This is a genomic window from Ectopseudomonas khazarica (assembly GCF_004521985.1).
GTDB classification, from domain to species: Bacteria; Pseudomonadota; Gammaproteobacteria; order Pseudomonadales; family Pseudomonadaceae; genus Aquipseudomonas; species Aquipseudomonas khazarica.
Map to the genome: position 1 here is coordinate 105,403 of NZ_SBHZ01000014.1, position 16,023 is coordinate 121,425.

Annotated in this window: 13 protein-coding genes; 12 read left to right on the forward strand and 1 reads right to left on the reverse strand. The window is 66.8% G+C overall.

Going from position 1 to position 16,023, the window contains the following annotated elements; translation table 11 throughout:
* Positions 1-95 precede the first annotated feature (95 nt).
* The 9 genes from mdcA (at position 96) to madM (ending at position 7,456) form a co-directional block, all read left to right on the forward strand.
* The gene (gene mdcA, locus EPK82_RS18340) at positions 96-1,748 is read left to right on the forward strand and encodes a malonate decarboxylase subunit alpha (RefSeq protein WP_134677593.1); all 1,653 of its coding nucleotides are present in this window, start codon (positions 96-98) and stop codon (positions 1,746-1,748) included.
* The gene (locus EPK82_RS18345) at positions 1,748-2,632 is read left to right on the forward strand and encodes a triphosphoribosyl-dephospho-CoA synthase (protein WP_134677594.1); all 885 of its coding nucleotides are present in this window, start codon (positions 1,748-1,750) and stop codon (positions 2,630-2,632) included. The genes mdcA and EPK82_RS18345 overlap by 1 nt, the downstream gene beginning before the upstream one ends.
* 1 nt (position 2,633) lies before the next feature.
* Positions 2,634-2,933 (forward strand): malonate decarboxylase subunit delta, encoded by a 300-nt coding sequence (locus tag EPK82_RS18350; protein WP_037056823.1) that lies wholly within the window; start codon positions 2,634-2,636, stop codon positions 2,931-2,933.
* Positions 2,926-3,777: a biotin-independent malonate decarboxylase subunit beta gene (locus tag EPK82_RS18355; RefSeq protein WP_037056826.1), complete on the forward strand. Its 852-nt coding sequence runs from the start codon at positions 2,926-2,928 to the stop codon at positions 3,775-3,777. The genes EPK82_RS18350 and EPK82_RS18355 overlap by 8 nt, the downstream gene beginning before the upstream one ends.
* 2 nt (positions 3,778-3,779) lie before the next feature.
* A complete protein-coding gene (gene mdcE / locus EPK82_RS18360; protein WP_134677595.1) occupies positions 3,780-4,586 on the forward strand; it encodes a biotin-independent malonate decarboxylase subunit gamma in 807 nt (268 codons plus the stop codon).
* Between the two features lie 77 nt (positions 4,587-4,663).
* Entirely contained in the window at positions 4,664-5,299 is a 636-nt protein-coding gene (locus tag EPK82_RS18365; protein ID WP_134677596.1) for a malonate decarboxylase holo-ACP synthase, read from the forward strand.
* Entirely contained in the window at positions 5,296-6,222 is a 927-nt protein-coding gene (gene mdcH, locus EPK82_RS18370; protein ID WP_134677597.1) for a malonate decarboxylase subunit epsilon, read from the forward strand. The genes EPK82_RS18365 and mdcH overlap by 4 nt, the downstream gene beginning before the upstream one ends.
* Before the next feature lie 62 nt (positions 6,223-6,284).
* Positions 6,285-6,686 (forward strand): malonate transporter subunit MadL, encoded by a 402-nt coding sequence (madL, locus tag EPK82_RS18375; protein WP_037056835.1) that lies wholly within the window; start codon positions 6,285-6,287, stop codon positions 6,684-6,686.
* Between the two features lie 5 nt (positions 6,687-6,691).
* On the forward strand, positions 6,692-7,456 hold the full coding sequence (gene madM / locus EPK82_RS18380) for a malonate transporter subunit MadM (protein WP_037056837.1): 765 nt from the start codon (positions 6,692-6,694) through the stop codon (positions 7,454-7,456).
* 79 nt (positions 7,457-7,535) lie between these two features.
* On the opposite strand, the gene EPK82_RS18385 is transcribed toward madM, so the two are convergent.
* Complete coding sequence (locus EPK82_RS18385; protein ID WP_134677598.1) at positions 7,536-8,447, reverse strand: LysR family transcriptional regulator; 912 nt, start codon at positions 8,445-8,447, stop codon at positions 7,536-7,538.
* A gap of 169 nt (positions 8,448-8,616) precedes the next feature.
* On the opposite strand from EPK82_RS18385, the gene EPK82_RS18390 reads away from it, so the two are divergent.
* The 3 genes from EPK82_RS18390 to EPK82_RS18400 all read left to right on the forward strand — a co-directional run bounded on the left by EPK82_RS18390 (position 8,617) and on the right by EPK82_RS18400 (position 16,021).
* Positions 8,617-9,222 carry a glutathione S-transferase gene (locus EPK82_RS18390; protein WP_134677599.1) on the forward strand — a complete coding sequence of 202 codons (606 nt, stop codon included), beginning with the start codon at positions 8,617-8,619 and terminating at the stop codon, positions 9,220-9,222.
* Positions 9,223-9,669: 447 nt separating this feature from the next.
* Positions 9,670-12,441 carry a bifunctional glycoside hydrolase 114/ polysaccharide deacetylase family protein gene (locus EPK82_RS18395; RefSeq protein ID WP_134677600.1) on the forward strand — a complete coding sequence of 924 codons (2,772 nt, stop codon included), beginning with the start codon at positions 9,670-9,672 and terminating at the stop codon, positions 12,439-12,441.
* Positions 12,419-16,021: a tetratricopeptide repeat protein gene (locus EPK82_RS18400; RefSeq protein WP_167494372.1), complete on the forward strand. Its 3,603-nt coding sequence runs from the start codon at positions 12,419-12,421 to the stop codon at positions 16,019-16,021. The genes EPK82_RS18395 and EPK82_RS18400 overlap by 23 nt, the downstream gene beginning before the upstream one ends.
* Positions 16,022-16,023 lie beyond the last annotated feature (2 nt).

Consider the following 16,023-nt stretch of genomic DNA (forward strand, 5'->3'; position numbering starts at 1 on the left):
ACCTGAGCGTAACGATTGCTCCGCCTGCTTGATTGATGACCACCAGGTCGCGCTCCTAATGTGCCTCCACGACAGCGGAACTCGTGGAGTCTTCAATGACAACAATAATATCCCCACCGCCGCAGTGGTCGCGTCGTCGCGCGGAGAAAGCGCGGCGCCTCGATCAGGTGCGTGACCTCGCCGATGGCGTGGTACTGCCCAGTGACAGAATCGTCACGGCCCTCGAGGCGCTGATCGCCCCCGGCGATCGCGTGGTGCTCGAAGGCAACAACCAGAAGCAGGCGGATTTCCTCTCGCGCTCGCTGGCCAAGGTCGACCCGGCCCGCCTGCATGACCTGCACATGATCATGCCCAGCGTCAGCCGTGCCGAGCACCTCGACCTGTTCGAACAGGGCATCGCGCGCAAGCTCGACTTCTCCTTCGCCGGGCCGCAGAGCCTGCGCATCGGCCAGTTGCTCGAAGACGGGCAGATGGAAGTCGGCGCCATCCACACCTACATCGAGCTGTATTCGCGCCTGCTGGTGGACCTGATCCCCAATGTCGCGCTGGTCGCCGGCTTCCAGGCCGACCGCCACGGCAACATCTACACCGGGCCGAGCACCGAGGACACCCCGGCGCTGGTCGAGCCCACCGCCTTCAGCGACGGCATCGTCATCTTCCAGGTCAACGAGATAGTCGACGAGCTGCCACGGGTGGACATCCCGGCGTCCTGGGTCGACTTCGTGGTGGTGGCGGACAAGCCGTTCTACATCGAGCCGCTGTTCACCCGCGACCCGCGCCACATCAAGCCGGTGCACGTGCTGATGGCGATGATGGCGATTCGCGGCATCTACGAGAAACACAACGTGCAGTCGCTCAACCACGGCATCGGCTTCAACACCGCCGCCATCGAGCTGATCCTGCCCACCTACGGCGAATCCCTCGGCCTGAAGGGCAAGATCTGCCGCAACTGGACGCTCAATCCGCACCCGACGCTGATCCCGGCCATCGAGACCGGCTGGGTGCAGAGCGTGCACTGCTTCGGCACCGAACTGGGCATGGAGGACTACATTGCCCAGCGCCCGGACGTGTTCTTCACCGGCCGCGACGGTTCGATGCGCTCCAACCGCATGATGTGCCAGCTGGCCGGGCAGTACGCGGTGGACCTGTTCATCGGCGCCACCCTGCAGGTCGACGGTGATGGCCATTCCTCCACCGTGACCCGCGGCCGCCTGGCCGGTTTCGGTGGCGCGCCGAACATGGGGCATGACCCGCGCGGCCGTCGCCATGCCACCCCGGCCTGGCTCGACATGACCACGCCGGAGACCCTGCTCGAGCGTGGCAAGAAGCTGGTGGTGCAGATGGTCGAGACCTACCAGGAGGGCGGCAAGCCCACCTTCGTCGAACGCCTGGATGCCGTCGACGTGGCGAAGAAGGCCGGCATGCCGCTGGCACCGGTGATGATCTACGGCGACGACGTCACCCACCTGCTCACCGAGGAAGGCATCGCCTACCTGTACAAGGCGCGCTCGCTGGAAGAACGCCAGGCGATGATCGCCGCCGTGGCCGGGGTCACCGCCATCGGCCTGCGCCATGACCCGAAGGACACCGAGCGCATGCGCCGTGAAGGGCTGATCGCCCTGCCCGAAGACCTCGGCATCCGCCGTACCGATGCCAGCCGTGAACTGCTCGCGGCCAAGAGCATCGCCGAACTGGTCGACTGGTCCGGCGGCCTGTACAACCCGCCCGCCAAGTTCAGGAGCTGGTGATGAATGCACTTACGGCATTGCAGCCGCAGTTGTCACTGTCCCTGGCGGACTGGCTGGCCGACCTGGCCGTGGACGCGCTGATCGACGAGGCCGACCTGTCGCCCAAACCGGGGCTGGTCGACCGTCGCGGCAGCGGCGCGCACACCGACCTGCACCTGGGCCTGATGCACGCGTCGGCGCTGGCCCTGTGGCCGAGCTTCAAGGCCATGGCCGAGGCGGCGCAGCAGCGTGGCGAGGTCGACCAGCAACTGCGTGACGAGGTGGGCCGCCTCGGCCGTGATGGCGAGGCGGAGATGCTGCGCGTCACCGACGGGGTCAACACCCATCGCGGGGCGATCTGGGCCCTGGGCCTGCTCAGCGCCGCCGCGGCGCTGGACACCGACGCCCTGGCACCGGCGCAGGTGGCGCTGCGCGCGGCGCGCCTGGCGCTGTTCAACGACCGCGCCGCGCCGGTAGCCGCTGACAGCCATGGCGCCCAGGTGTGCCGCCTGTATGGCGTGCACGGTGCCCGCGAAGAGGCGCAGCTGGGCTTTCCGGCGGTCGTGCAGCAGGCGTTGCCGCAACTGGCGCGCAGCCGGGCGGCTGGCGTCGGGGAGCAGAACGCTCGCCTCGACGCGCTGCTGGCGATCATGACCCAACTGGCCGACACCTGCGTGCTGTACCGCGCCGGCATGGCCGGGCTGACCTGCATGCAGAGCGGCGCCCGCGCGGTACTCGCCGCCGGTGGCTGCGCCAGCCTCGATGGCCGGCGCCTGTTGCGCGAACTGGAGCGCGACATGCTGCGCCTGCGCGCCTCGCCTGGCGGCGCTGCCGATCTGCTCGCCGCCACCCTGTTCCTCGACCGCCTGCAGCATGGCCTGCCGGCGCAGCTTGGGAGTCTGTGAAATGGAAACCCTGTCTTTTCAATTCCCCGCCGGGCAGCCGGCCCAGGGCCGTGCGCTGGTCGGCTGTGTCGGCTCCGGTGACCTGGAAGTGCTGCTCGAACCCGGCCAGGCCGGCACCCTGGCCATCGAAGTGGTGACCTCGGTGAACGGTAGTGCGCCGCGCTGGCAGCAGTTGTTCGAACGCATGTTCCGCGAGCAGCAGTTGCCGGCACTGAACATCGCCATCCACGATTTCGGCGCGACCCCCGGCGTGGTGCGCCTGCGCCTGGAACAAGGTCTGGAGGAGCTGAGCCATGGCTGAACAGGACATCCAGCGCCTGCTGGCGCAGCGCAGCTTCACCGAACTCGGCGCACGTCAGCGTGCCCGCGCCCTGCTCGACGACGGCAGCTTTCGCGAGCTGCTCGATCCCTTCGCCCGGCTGATGTCGCCCTGGCTGCCGCAGCAGGGCATCGTGCCGCAGGCCGACGACGGCGTGGTGGTGGCCAAGGGTCTGCTCGACGGTGCGCCTGCCGTGGTGATCGCCATCGAAGGTGCCTTCCAGGGAGGCAGCCTGGGTGAAGTGGGCGGGGCGAAGATCGCCGGCGCCCTGGAACTGGCCGCCGAGGACAACCGGGCAGGCACGCCGACGCGCGCCGTGCTGCTGCTGGAGACCGGCGGCGTGCGCCTGCAGGAGGCCAACCTGGGGCTGGCGGCGATTGCCGAGATCCAGGCCGCCATCGTCGAGCTGCGTCAGTACCAGCCGGTGATCGGCCTGGTCGCCGGCCCGGTCGGCTGCTTCGGTGGCATGTCCATCGCCGCCGGGCTGTGCAGCTACCTGCTGGTGACCCGCGAGGCACGCCTGGGGCTCAACGGCCCGCAGGTGATCGAGCAGGAGGCCGGGCTGGACGAGTACGACTCACGCGACCGCCCGTTCATCTGGAGCCTGACCGGCGGCGAGCAGCGCCATGCCAGTGGCCTGGTCGACGGCTATGTGAGCGATGACGTCGAGGCCATCCGCAGCGAACTGCATGGGCTGTTCGCCAAGGGCAAGCCCGAGCTGGAGCGCAGTCGGCGCCACGCCTGGTTCCTGCAGCGACTGCGCGCCGTCGACACTTCGATCCAGGCCGATGCCGCTGCCGTACGCAGCGCCTATCAGGGAGCATGAACATGAGCACAGTCCAAGAACAACGTGGCCTGCACTGGTTCCGGGCGTTGAGTGGCAATGCCCGGCCGCTGGCCGGTTTGCCCGCTTCGCTGCTGGTGGCCGATGGCGAACTGGCCGGCCAGGCGGTGCGTTATCTGGCGGTGGTCGCCGATGCCGACAATGCCTTCCCCCGCGCCCGCAACGGCGAGGTCGGCCTGCTCGAAGGCTGGGGCCTGGCGCAGGCGGTGGACGAGGCCATCGAGGCGGATCGCGACAACCCGCACAAGCGTGCGCTGATCGCCATCGTCGACGTGCCGAGCCAGGCCTACGGCCGCCGCGAGGAGGCCTACGGCATTCATCAGGCGCTGGCCGGTGCGGTGGATGCCTATGCCCGTGCGCGCCTGGCCGGGCATGCGGTTGTTGGCCTGCTGGTGGGCAAGGCGATGTCCGGTGCCTTCCTCGCCCATGGCTACCAGGCCAACCGCCTGATCGCCCTGCGCGACGCCGGGGTGATGGTGCATGCCATGGGCAAGGCCGCCGCTGCGCGCATCACCCTGCGCAGTGTCGACGAGCTGGAGGCGCTGGCCGCCAGCGTGCCGCCGATGGCCTATGACCTGGACAGCTACGCCTCGCTCGGCCTGCTCGCGCAGGTGCTCGACGTGGAGCAGGTGGCGCAGCCGACAGCGACCGACCTGGCCCATGTGCGTGAGGCGCTGAGCCAGGCGCTGGTGGCTATCGCCGGCAGCCCGCGAGACCTGCGCAATCGCCTGGGCGCGGCCAATCGTGCCGCCTCCACGCAGGTGCGCGAGGCCTTGCGCGCGCAGTGGTGAGGCTCAGGGCGGGTGAACCCCGCCGCTCCTGAATGAGACGAAACGGCGGGTTGCCCCCGCCCTGCGGAGAACCAGCGATGCACCCGACACCCCGTCCACATGATTTGCTCTGGGGCCTGCGCCCCGAGCACCTGCCGCAGGAGGCGCCGGTCTGGGCTCGCGCCGCCCTGGGCGGGCATGTGCCGGTGGTGGTGCGTCGCGCTCCCGCCGAACCCGGCTGGGTGGCGGTCGGTATCCGTGGCGCCGCGCGTGAACAGCGCTATGCAAGCTGGATGCGCCTGAGCGATATCAGCCGGCTGGTCAACCCCCAGTCCGTGGCCAGGGCAGGGCGCTGGCGTGCGCATGCTCAGCGGCACTGGCCGGCGTTACGTGCCCTCGAATATGTCGCGCCGCACCTGGATGGCTTCGGCCTGGCCTGGGGCGTGACCGGCAGTCTGGGTTTCGAATTGGCCAGCGGCATCCGTGCGGCGCACCCGCAGAGCGATCTCGACCTGACGCTGCTGGCGCCGCACGCCCTCGACCGCGCCTCGGCCCGCAGGCTGTGTGCCGTGCTGGACGCCGCGCCAGGCCGCATCGACCTGCAACTGGAAACCCCGCACGGCGCCGTGGCGCTGCGCGAATGGGCCGGTGACGCGGCGCGCGTACTGCTGAAAACGCAACGCGGCCCGCAGCTGGTCGACGATCCCTGGCTCCTGCAGCAGGTGGCGGCATGAGCACGCTCTGGGCCTTTCCCGGCCAGGGCGCGCAGCAGCCCGGCATGCTCCAGGCCTTGCCGGATGCCGCGGTCGTCCACGATTGCCTGGAACAGGCCAGCGCCACCTTGGGCGAGGATGTGCGCCTGCTGGATTCGGCCGAGGCGCTGCAGGGCACCCGCGCCGTGCAGCTGTGCCTGCTGATCGCCGGTGTCGCTGCCTCGCGCCTGCTTATCGAACGCGGCCATCGTCCTGAGTATGTCGCCGGGCTGTCCATCGGTGCCTACGCCGCTGCGGTGGTGGCCGAGGCCCTGGATTTTGCCGATGCGCTGCGCCTGGTCGCCCTGCGCGGCGAGCTGATGCAGCGCGCCTATCCCGCCGGCTACGGCATGACCGCCATCCTCGGCCTCGATCAGGCCAGCGTCGAGCGCCTGTTGGACGACGCCGAAGGGCCGCTGTACCTGGCCAATATCAATGCGGAAAACCAGCTGGTGATCGCCGGCAGCGATGCGGCCATGGCGCAGGTCGCCGAGCGGGCCCGCGCCCTCGGCGCCGCTGCGGTCAGGCGCTTGGCCATGAGCGTGCCGTCGCACTGCGAGCTGCTCGATGCACCGGCGCGCGAGCTGGCGGCGGCCTTCGCCGGGGTTGCGCTGCATGTGCCACGGGCGCGTTACCTGAGCAGCAGCTCGGCACGGGTGATTCGCGAGCCACAGCGTCTGCGCGATGACCTGGCGTTCAACATGAGCCGCCGCGTCGACTGGCAGGCCACGCTCGTCACTGCCTACGAGCGCGGTGTGCGCCTGCACCTGGAACTGCCTCCAGGCGGCGTGCTCACCGGTCTGGCCCGGCGCGTATTCGAACCCGGACAGGCTGTCGCCTTTGCCGGCGCACGTCTGGATACACTCGACGCCATGTTGCGTCAGGAGGTAAGCCTCGACCGCTGAGCCGTAGCGTTTACCGAAGCACAAGAACAACAACTTCGATATGTGAAACGAGGACAACAACAATGATCATCTACGGTGTCGCCTTTCTGGCGTTCTGCACCCTGGCAGGCATCTTCATCGGCTCGCTGCTGGGGCAACTCATCGGCGTGCCCGCCAACGTAGGCGGTGTCGGCATCGCCATGCTGCTGCTGATATTCCTGGGTAGTTACCTGAAGAACCGCGGACTGTTCACCGGCAAGTCGGAACAGGGCGTGGAGTTCTGGAGCGCCATCTACATCCCCATCGTGGTCGCCATGGCCGCCCAGCAGAATGTCTACGGTGCCCTCAGCGGTGGGCCGATGGCGATCCTGGCGGGTATCGCCGCCGTCGTCGCCGGCTTCGCCCTGGTCCCCGTGCTCAGCCGGATCGGGCAAAAGAAGCCTGAAACCGATGTCACCTCCTCCCTGACCAAAGCACCACGGTGATCGCCATGTACGAATCTCTGCTCAAGGTTGTCACCAGCTACGGCATGCTCAGCGGTTTCGCCATCATCGGCATCACCATGTGGGTGTCGTACTGGATCTCCGACAAGTTCACCAAGGGCCGCCTGCATGGCTCGGCCATCGCCATCCTCCTCGGCCTGTTGCTGTCCTATATCGGCGGCGCCTACACAGGTGGCCAGAAAGGCCTGGTGGACATTCCCCTGTTCGCCGGCATTGGCCTGCTGGGCGGCGCCATGCTGCGTGACTTCGCCATCGTCGCCACCGGCTTCGGGGTCAGTGTCGAGGAACTCAAGCGCGCCGGGTTCGCCGGGGTACTGGCGCTGTTCGTCGGCGTGCTGTCGTCCTTCGTCGCGGGTGTCGCGGTGGCCATGGCGTTCGGTTACACCGACGTGGTCAGCCTGACCACCATCGGCACCGGCGCGGTGACCTACATCGTCGGCCCGGTGACCGGTGCGGCGCTGGGCGCCAGTTCCGACGTGATGGCGCTGTCGATTGCCGCCGGCTTGATCAAGGCGATCCTGGTGATGGTGGCCACGCCTTTCGTCGCGCCTTACATCGGCCTGGACAATCCGCGCAGCGCGGTGATCTTCGGTGGCCTGATGGGCACCTCCAGCGGTGTCGCCGGCGGCCTGGCGGCGACCGATCCCAAGCTGGTGCCCTATGGTTGCCTGACCGCGGCCTTCTACACCGCGCTGGGCTGCCTGCTTGGCCCGTCGTTGCTCTACTTTCTGATGCGAGGCCTTCTGGGCTGACCTTTCGCCCGCCGTCATGGCGGGCTTTTTTATGGCCCCGTTCAGGCATGCCTTCAGTCGCGAGGGCGTCGAGATGCCTCTACGCCTGGCGGCTGTACATCCGGCATTCGGCGAGCAGCGCCAGCAGGTTGGGGTCGCGCTCCTTGGCCTTGAGGAACACCACGCCGATATGCTGCTGCAGGTGGTACTTGGCCTGCAGCGGGATCAGCTTCACCCGGTTCTCGTACACCGCCGCCACCCGCCCCGGCAGCAGGGCATAGCCGACGCCGGAGCTGACCATGCTGAGCAGGGTGAAGATGTCCTTCACCTGCATCGCCACCTTCGGTTCGAAGCCGGCCTGCTGGAACACCCGCTCGCCATCGCGGAAGGTGGCATAGCCCTGGGTCAGGGTGATGAAGGTGTCGTTGCGCAGGTCGGCCAGGTCCACCTCGGGCTGTTCGGCGAAGGGCGAGTCGTTCGGTGCGGCGAGGAAGATGTCGTCGGAGAACAGCGCCAGCTGTTCGCAGTCCGGGTCGCTGATGCTGTCGTCGAGTGCGATCAGGATCGCGTCCAGCTCCATGTTCTTCAGCTTGTACAGCAGGTCGACGTTGGAGCCGAGGACCAGGTCGATGTTCAGCTCGCTGCGCCGCAGCTTCAGGCCCATGATCAGTTGCGGCACGGTCTTCACCGTCAGCGAGTAGAGGGCGCCCAGCTTGAAGCGCTCGGCGCCGAAGCCGGCTGCCTCGCGGGTCAGGCGCACCATCTCCTGGGCGTCCTGGATCAGCTTCTGCGCCTTTTCTTCCAGGCAGTAGGCGCTTTCCAGCGGGATCAGGTTGCGCCCCTCGTGCTTGAACAGCGGGCAGCGCAGGGCACTCTCCAGAGAGTGGATGGCGCGATGCACGCTGACGTTGCTGGTCTGCAGTTCGCTGGCCGCGCGCGCCAGGTTGCCGCTGCGCATGAAGGCGAGAAAGACCTCCAGCTTCTTCAGGGTGAGTTCTTCGTCGATGAGCATCGGCCTGTCCTTTTCCTGCGATGCCCGATTGTGCCGTATCCGGACTGTCAACTGGTGTCGGGAATGCTGGTTTCTGCTCTTGTCCGGGGCTATCGTCGCGCTCGGGCAACCTCGCATGAGGCCCGAGGCCTTAACCACCATGCTTGATGAATCACAGAGGACCATGCACATGCAGTTGATCTACGCCGCTGCTTCACCCTTCGCCCGCAAGGTTCGTGTGCTGGCCGCCGAGGCCGGCTTGCTGGCGGACATCGAGCTGCTCGACACTGCCGTGTTGCCGACCACGCTCAACGAGCGGGTCAACCGGGCCAACCCGCTGGGCAAGATACCGGTGCTGCTGCTCGATGATGGGCAGGCGCTGTACGACAGCCGGGTGATCTGTGAGTACCTCGACACCTTGCATCAGGGGTCCAGGCTGTTGCCGGTCGATGCCGGACGCTGGCAGGTGTTGCGCCTGGCGGCCCTGGCCGACGGCCTGATGGAGGCCGCCTTGCTCGCACGTTACGAAAAGGCCGTGCGCGAGCCTGAGCAACAGTCGCAGGCCTGGCTCGATGGCCAGCTGGGCAAGGTGTGGCGGGCGTTGGCCGAGCTGGAGCGTCAGGCCGCACAGCTGCAGGGGCCGCTCGATCTGGCGCAGATCGGCGTGGCCTGCGCCCTGGGCTATCTGGATTTTCGCTTCGCCGACCTCGACTGGCGTGCCACGCATCCGCTGCTGCGTGACTTCCAGCTGGCGTTCTCCGCTCGTGCCTCCATGCAGGCCAGCGCGCCGGTGTGAATCCACCGGCGCGCTGGCGTCCTGGCGGATAGCGCAGCGACGGGCTGCTGGTCTGGATTGAGGTGGCGCCGCGCAACGGCTTCGTGACCGTCTGTCGGTGGAATGGGCGGCGGCATTCGCGAATCCGCGTCTTGACAGGTTTTTGGCGCTCCGCCTCGACACGCCTTTGTCTCTGATATTAAAGGGTTGTTTCCCGTGTGACGGATTTCACGTTAGCGCTCGACGGTAATTTGACTAACTTGAGGGGTGTTCGTTTTTTTGGTCATTGTCTGATCAAAAAATTGACATATCCTTGGTTGGGCTGATTCAATATGCCAGCTTTTTGATGTCAAGTTTCGCTCGGTTTCCGTGGGGTGGAGCCGGTTTCCTGACGTTTATGGGGGAAGTCTCGTCAGAGGCTTTTGTCGAGCAGTAAGCGCACAAGCGCTCTTTCCAGTGCAGTAGGTCATGCAGGTGAAGTCCTCCAAGGGAATTGCCCGGCTTTTCGGCCTGGCGGTCGCATTTTTCGCTTCCACGACATTTGCTCAGCCTGCCAGCGTAGCCTTCTGGTACGCCGATCAGTTGCCCCTGCCCGAGTTGTCGCAGTTCGAGTGGGTGGTGGTCGAGCCCGGTCATGCCACGTCGAAGGATCTGGATTACCTCAAGGCCCAGGGCAGTGAGGTCTTCGCCTACCTGTCCGTCGGCGAATTCGCCGGCGATGTCACCCAGGCGGGGTTGAGCGAGGCGACCAGTGCTGTGCGCAACGCTGCCTGGAACAGCCAGGTGATGGACCTGGATTCGCCGGCCTGGCGCGAATACCTCTTCGAGCGCGCCAGCGCGCTGCGCCAGCAGGGCTACGCCGGCCTGTTCCTCGACACCCTGGACAGCTTCCATCTGCAGGCGCAGGCGCTCCAGGACGGCCAGCGCGAGGCGCTGAAGAGCCTGCTGAACGAACTGCACCGGCGTGAACCGACGCTCAAGTTGTTCTTCAACCGTGGCTTCGACGTGCTGCCGGAGCTGCCGGGCGTTGCCGCCGCAGTCGCCGTCGAGTCCCTCTATGCCGGGTGGGATGCGGGCGGTGGCTACAAGGCGGTGTCGCAGAGCGATCGTGACTGGTTGCAGCTGCACCTCGACAAGGTGCGGGCCCAGGGCATTCCGGTGGTGGCGATCGAGTATTTGCCGCCAGAGCAGCGCGAACAGGCGCGCCAGCTGGCTGCGCGGCTGACCGAGGAAGGCTTCATCCCCTACGTGACCTCCCCAGCGCTGAATGCCATGGGCATCAGCGGCGTGGAGGTCCAGCCCCGGCGTATCGCCCTGGTCTACGATGCGCGCGAGGGCGAGCTCGAAGACAACCCGGGGCACGTGCACCTTGGCGGCCTGCTCGAATACCTGGGGTACCGGGTCGACTACTGGCCGGCCGATACCACGCTGCCGCAGCGCCCGCTGAAAGGGCTCTACACGGGCATCGTGGTGTGGATGACCAGCGGCTCGCCGGTGGACCGCGATTACTTCGAGAACTGGCTGGGCCAGCGCCTCGACGAGCAGGTGCCGCTCGCCTTTCTCGCCGGGATGCCCACCGAGAACGACAGCCTGCTGGATCGCCTGGGTATCCGCACGCGTTCGCAGCCGGTCGGCAAGGATGCCGTGCTGCTGTCCCACGATGCCACGCTGGTCGGCGGCTTCGAAGCGCCTTTGCGTCTGCGCACGCGGGACGTGCCGCCGCTGACCGTGACCGCGCCCGAGCGTACCCAGGCAGCGTTGTCCCTGGAGAGCGACGAACGTGTCTATGTGCCGGTGGCCACCGGGGACTGGGGCGGCTACGCGATGGCGCCCTATGTATTCGAGGAGGGGCTCGATCATCGGCGCTGGGTACTCGATCCGTTCGCCTTCATCACCCGTGCCTTCAAGCTGCCGGCGTTGCCGCGCCCCGATACCACCACGGAAAACGGCCGGCGCATCGCCACCGTGCACCTGGACGGCGATGGTTTCGTGTCCCGTGCCGAAGTCCCCGGTTCGCCTTACTCGGGTATCCAGGTGCTGGAGGATTTCATCAATCCCTATCCGCTGCTGACCTCGGTGTCGGTGATCGAGGGTGAAGTCGGCCCGCGTGGCATGTACCCGCACCTGGCGCGTGAGCTGGAACCCATCGCCCGCAAGATCTTCGCCGATCCCAAGGTCGAGGTCGCCAGCCACACCTTCAGCCACCCGTTCTTCTGGCAGCCGGAAAAGGCCTCGCAGCGCGAGAACTTCGAGGCGGAATACGGCTACATGATGGCCATTCCGGGCTACAAGACGCTGGACTTCACGCGTGAGGTCGTCGGCACGCGGGACTACATCAACCAGCGCCTGACCACTCCGAAGAAGCCGGTGAAGATGATCTTCTGGTCCGGCGATGCCATGCCCAGCGCCGAAACCATCAAGCTGGCGTATGACAGTGGTCTGCCGAACGTCAACGGCGGCAACACCGTGCTGACCAAGGCCTACCCCTCGCTGACCGGTCTCTATCCGCTGATCCGGCCGACCTCCGGCGGGCTGCACTTCTACGCCCCGGTGATCAACGAGAACGTCTACACCAACCTGTGGACGGGGCCCTACTACGGCTTCCGCGACGTCCAGGACACCTTCGCGCTGACCGACAGTCCGCGCCGCCTGCGCGGCTTCCACCTCTATTACCATTTCTACTCGGGGACCAAGCAGGCCTCCATCCGGGCCATGCGCCAGACCTACCAGACCATTCTCGATGGCCAGCCGCTGTCGCTGTGGATGAGCGACTACATCAAGCGGGTCGAGGGACTGTACCGCGCCAGCCTGGCCAGGCGCAGCGACGGCAGCTGGCAGGTGAAGGGCCTGGTAGGCATGCGCACGCTGCGCCTGGATCCGGCCCTGGGCTGGCCGGACCTGGCCCGCTCCAGGGGCGTCGCCGGGGTGCGTGATCTGCCGCAGGGGCGCTACGTGCACCTGAGTGGCGCCGATGCGCTGCTGGCCCTGCGCGACACCCGTGACCCGCGCCCGGCACTGGAAGAGGCGAACATTCCGCTGACCGCCTGGCGTTACCTGGACGACAAGCGCGTGACGTTTTCCTTCCAGGGCGAGTTTCCGCTCAGTTTCAGCGTGCGCTCGGCCGGTTCGTGCCATGTGAAGGCAGGGGGCGGCCGGTTCAGCGGCACGCACGACGATGGCGTATGGCACTTCGAATTGCCGATGAAGCAGGTGAGCGATGCGCAACTCATCTGTAACTAAGAAAAAGGTGCCGCGCACACGCCTGCTCAACCCCTGGATGATCCTGCTGGTTGCCGGGTTCGTGGTGGCGTTGCTGGCGCTGTCGTACAAGAGCGAGGACGTGTTCCTGCCGGACGCGGACGACCGGCCGGACGCCGTCGCCATCAGTTACACCGAACTGCTGATCAAGGCCCACCCGGAAGACGACAAGCTCAAGCTGCGCCTGATCGATCAGCTGATTCAGGTCGGTGACTTCACCCGTGCCCGCGAATACCTGGAGCAGTTGCAGGGCCGTCTGCTGTCCGCGACGCCGTTCTACTCGGCGATGCTCGACGTGCTGCGTGCCCAGGCCCAGCCGGACGGTATCAGCGATGCACAGCGGGCGGCGCTGATCGACGAACTGCGCAGCCTGAAGATCGCCGACCTGGACAATGCCATGCTGGAGCGCCTGGCGCGCTACTCGCTGGAGATCGGCGGACTGGACGTCGCCGTGCTGGCCTACCGCGAGCTGGCCGAGCGCGACAGCGAGAAGCGCACGCACTGGCTGGGCGAGGCGGCGATCTGGAGCCTGGCCAACAACGACCAGAGTGGCGCGGCGCAGCTCTATGAGCAGCTGGCGGCGGAAGACAGCGATCCGCAGGTGCGCATGGAACACCTGCGAGAAGCGTTCGATGCCCTGCTCGCGGCGAATCATCCCGAGCAGGCGGCGCAACTGCTGGCTCTGCACCTGGACGAACTCGACGCGCAACAGGCTTCCCTCGACTGGCTGGCAGCCGGTGTCGATGCCGCCCAGGGCGGGCGCCGCTATGACCTGGCGGAAAGCTTCATTCAGCGCTGGCTGAGCCTGAAGAGGGACGACCCGCGCGCACTGACCGCCGATTTCCACCTGAGCCTGGCATCCGGTGCGGTCGATCGGGCCTGGCAGCTGGCGCCCGAGTTGCTGGCGCTGACGCCCGACGACTACGACATGGTGGCCGAAGTGGCGCGCCTGGCCGAGTGGACCGGGCACACCCAGCAGGCGCTGAGCTACTGGGTGCAGATGCTGGCGCAGCGCGAAGACCCGGAGTTGCGTGAGCGGGTCTGGCGCTATGCCCTGCAGTTGTTCGATTTTGACCAGGTGATCGCGACGCTGTCCACCATCGACGCCCACCGGCAGATGACCGATGTGGAGATCGACACCCTGGTCTACAGCCACGAAACCCGCGGCACCCCCGAGGATGCCGAGGCCTGGCTGGTGGCCTACCTGCAACGCTATCCCAACCACCTGTTCGCGCGGCAGCGTCTGCGCATGCTGATGGAGAACACGCAGCAGTTCAGGAAAGAGGTGGAGCAGTGGCAGGCCCTGGCTGCACGCGGGCCGCTGACGATCAAGGAGCGCATCCGCTGGGCCAAGGTGCACTGGAACCTGTTCGAGCCGGACCAGGCCTGGCAGGTGCTGACCGCAGCCGATTCACCCGAGGTGGACGATCCCGAGTTCTGGCAGCTGCGCGCCAATCTGGCCTGGGAACTCGAACGCGATGGGGAAGTGCGCGCCTCGTACGATCGACTGCTGAGCCTCAACGTGCCATTGGGCCTGGAGGATGAGGATCGCCTGATTCGCCTGTACTGGGATATCGACCCCAAGCGCTCCCTGCGGATTCTCATCGATAGCTGGCAGCGCACGGGCCGGGTGACGCGTCTGATCGTCGCGCTGCAACTGGCCGAGACGTTGCGTGACTGGGATGCCCTGCGAGCACTGCTGGTCGATGCGGAGAAGTCGCCCAACGGACGTGACAACTCGCAGTACTGGATTGCCCGTGCCGCGCTGGCCGCCCAGGACGGCAATTTCGATCAGGCCCAGGCCTACTACCAGCAGGCGCTGGCCCTGTTCCCCGATGACAACCTGGTGCGTCAGCGCATCCTGTGGTTCTACATCGACAACACCCAGCGCGACTCGCTGGCGCAACTGCTGCCGGAGTGGCGTGCTTTGGCCGTGACGGACAGCCGGCTGTGGCTGCCCTATGCCACCGGCTACATGTTGCTCAACAACACCCAGGAAGCCTTGCGCTGGTTCCGTCAGCACCTCAAGTCGAATCCAACCGATCGCCTGGTGCTCGCGGCCTATGCCGATGCGGCCGAGGCCGCCGGCTACGAGGACCTGGCCTGGCGTCTGCGCCGCCAGCTGCTGCGCAACCTCAATCTGCAACGCGTCACTGCGACGCCCGAAGGCTATGCCATGTACCTGCGCCTGCTGGCCGGGTCGCAGGGCACGCTGACGTCGCTGGCGCAGGCGAAGCGTCTGTGGAACGGCGAGCAGGCGACCCTGCAGCTGTGGTTCGAGCATTTCCTCGAGCGCCTCGATGCCAGCAACCAGTCGGCGCTGAAGGACGACTGGCTGGCCTGGGGGGCAGAGCGCGGGTTGAAGGCCGGCAGCTACGACGAGATCCAGCAGGCGCTGCGCAACGACAACCACGCGCAGATGCAGCGTCTGCTCGAACACGGCGGACTCGATGCCGCGAACACGGTGGAAGTGCTCTCGCGTCTCGGCCATGAGGGCGAGGCGCTGGCCTCGGGACTCAGTGCCCAGGGCGATGGGCAACCGGATTCGATCCGCCAGCAGTTGCTCTACCAGACCACCGGCATGCTCGAGCGCTCCCCGCAGGGCCTGCAGCTGGGCTGGCGCAAGACCGACTTCGGCGACCTGGACTTCAAGGGTCCGCGCCTGCAGGTGGCCCGCTACCTCGGCGATGACTGGTATGCCGACCTGCAGCTCGAGCAGGGCCGCTACAACAGCTCGAACCTGGACAGCGCGGTACTCGGCAACGAGCGCAACCTCAAGCTGGAGGCGCGCCGCACCCTGGACGACGGCGACCTGCGCCTGATTCTCGACAGCAGCCTGCGCGACGACGATGACCGCCATGGCCTGGGCATCGAGCGCAGCTGGCGCCTGAGCTCGCGTGATGAGCTGGGGCTGGCGTTCGACTGGCATCGCGAGGCCGAAGACACCGGCCTGCTGCGCGCCCTGGGCATGCGCGACGGCGTGCGTCTCCGGGGCCAGCACGGCTTCTCCGCGCGTGACCAGTTGAGCTGGTCGCTGACGCACAACCACTACAGTTCCCGACAGGGCGATGCCATCGGCAGCGGCCAGGGCGTGTCGCTGGAGTGGGGCCACACGGTGTTCTTCGACGACCCGTCCTGGTTGCTGCGTTCGGGCGTGGACTATCAGAACAACAGCGTGGAGAGCGAGGTCGCCACTGACCTGCTCAACGCCAATGGCGGTGCCTACATTCCGTTCGACAACGAGCCGGGCGCCACGATCGAAGGCACCGAGCTGATGCAGAGCCGCTATGGTCAGCTCTATGTCGCCAGCACCTGGCGGCGAGGCTTCCCGGGCGCCCTGAACAGGACACGTCCGCAGTTCACCTGGATGATCGATACCCTCGCCGGCTGGCAGTGGACGGAGCGGCAATTCAACTACGGCATCAACGTCGGCATCGGCGTCGAGCTGTTCGGCGACGACGAGCTGGCCATGACCCTCGGTTACCAGTCTGCCCCCAGAGGGGGGGAGGGTGATCCCGGTGGTTCGCTCGGTATTACCTACAGCACCCGTTTCGGGCGCTAAGC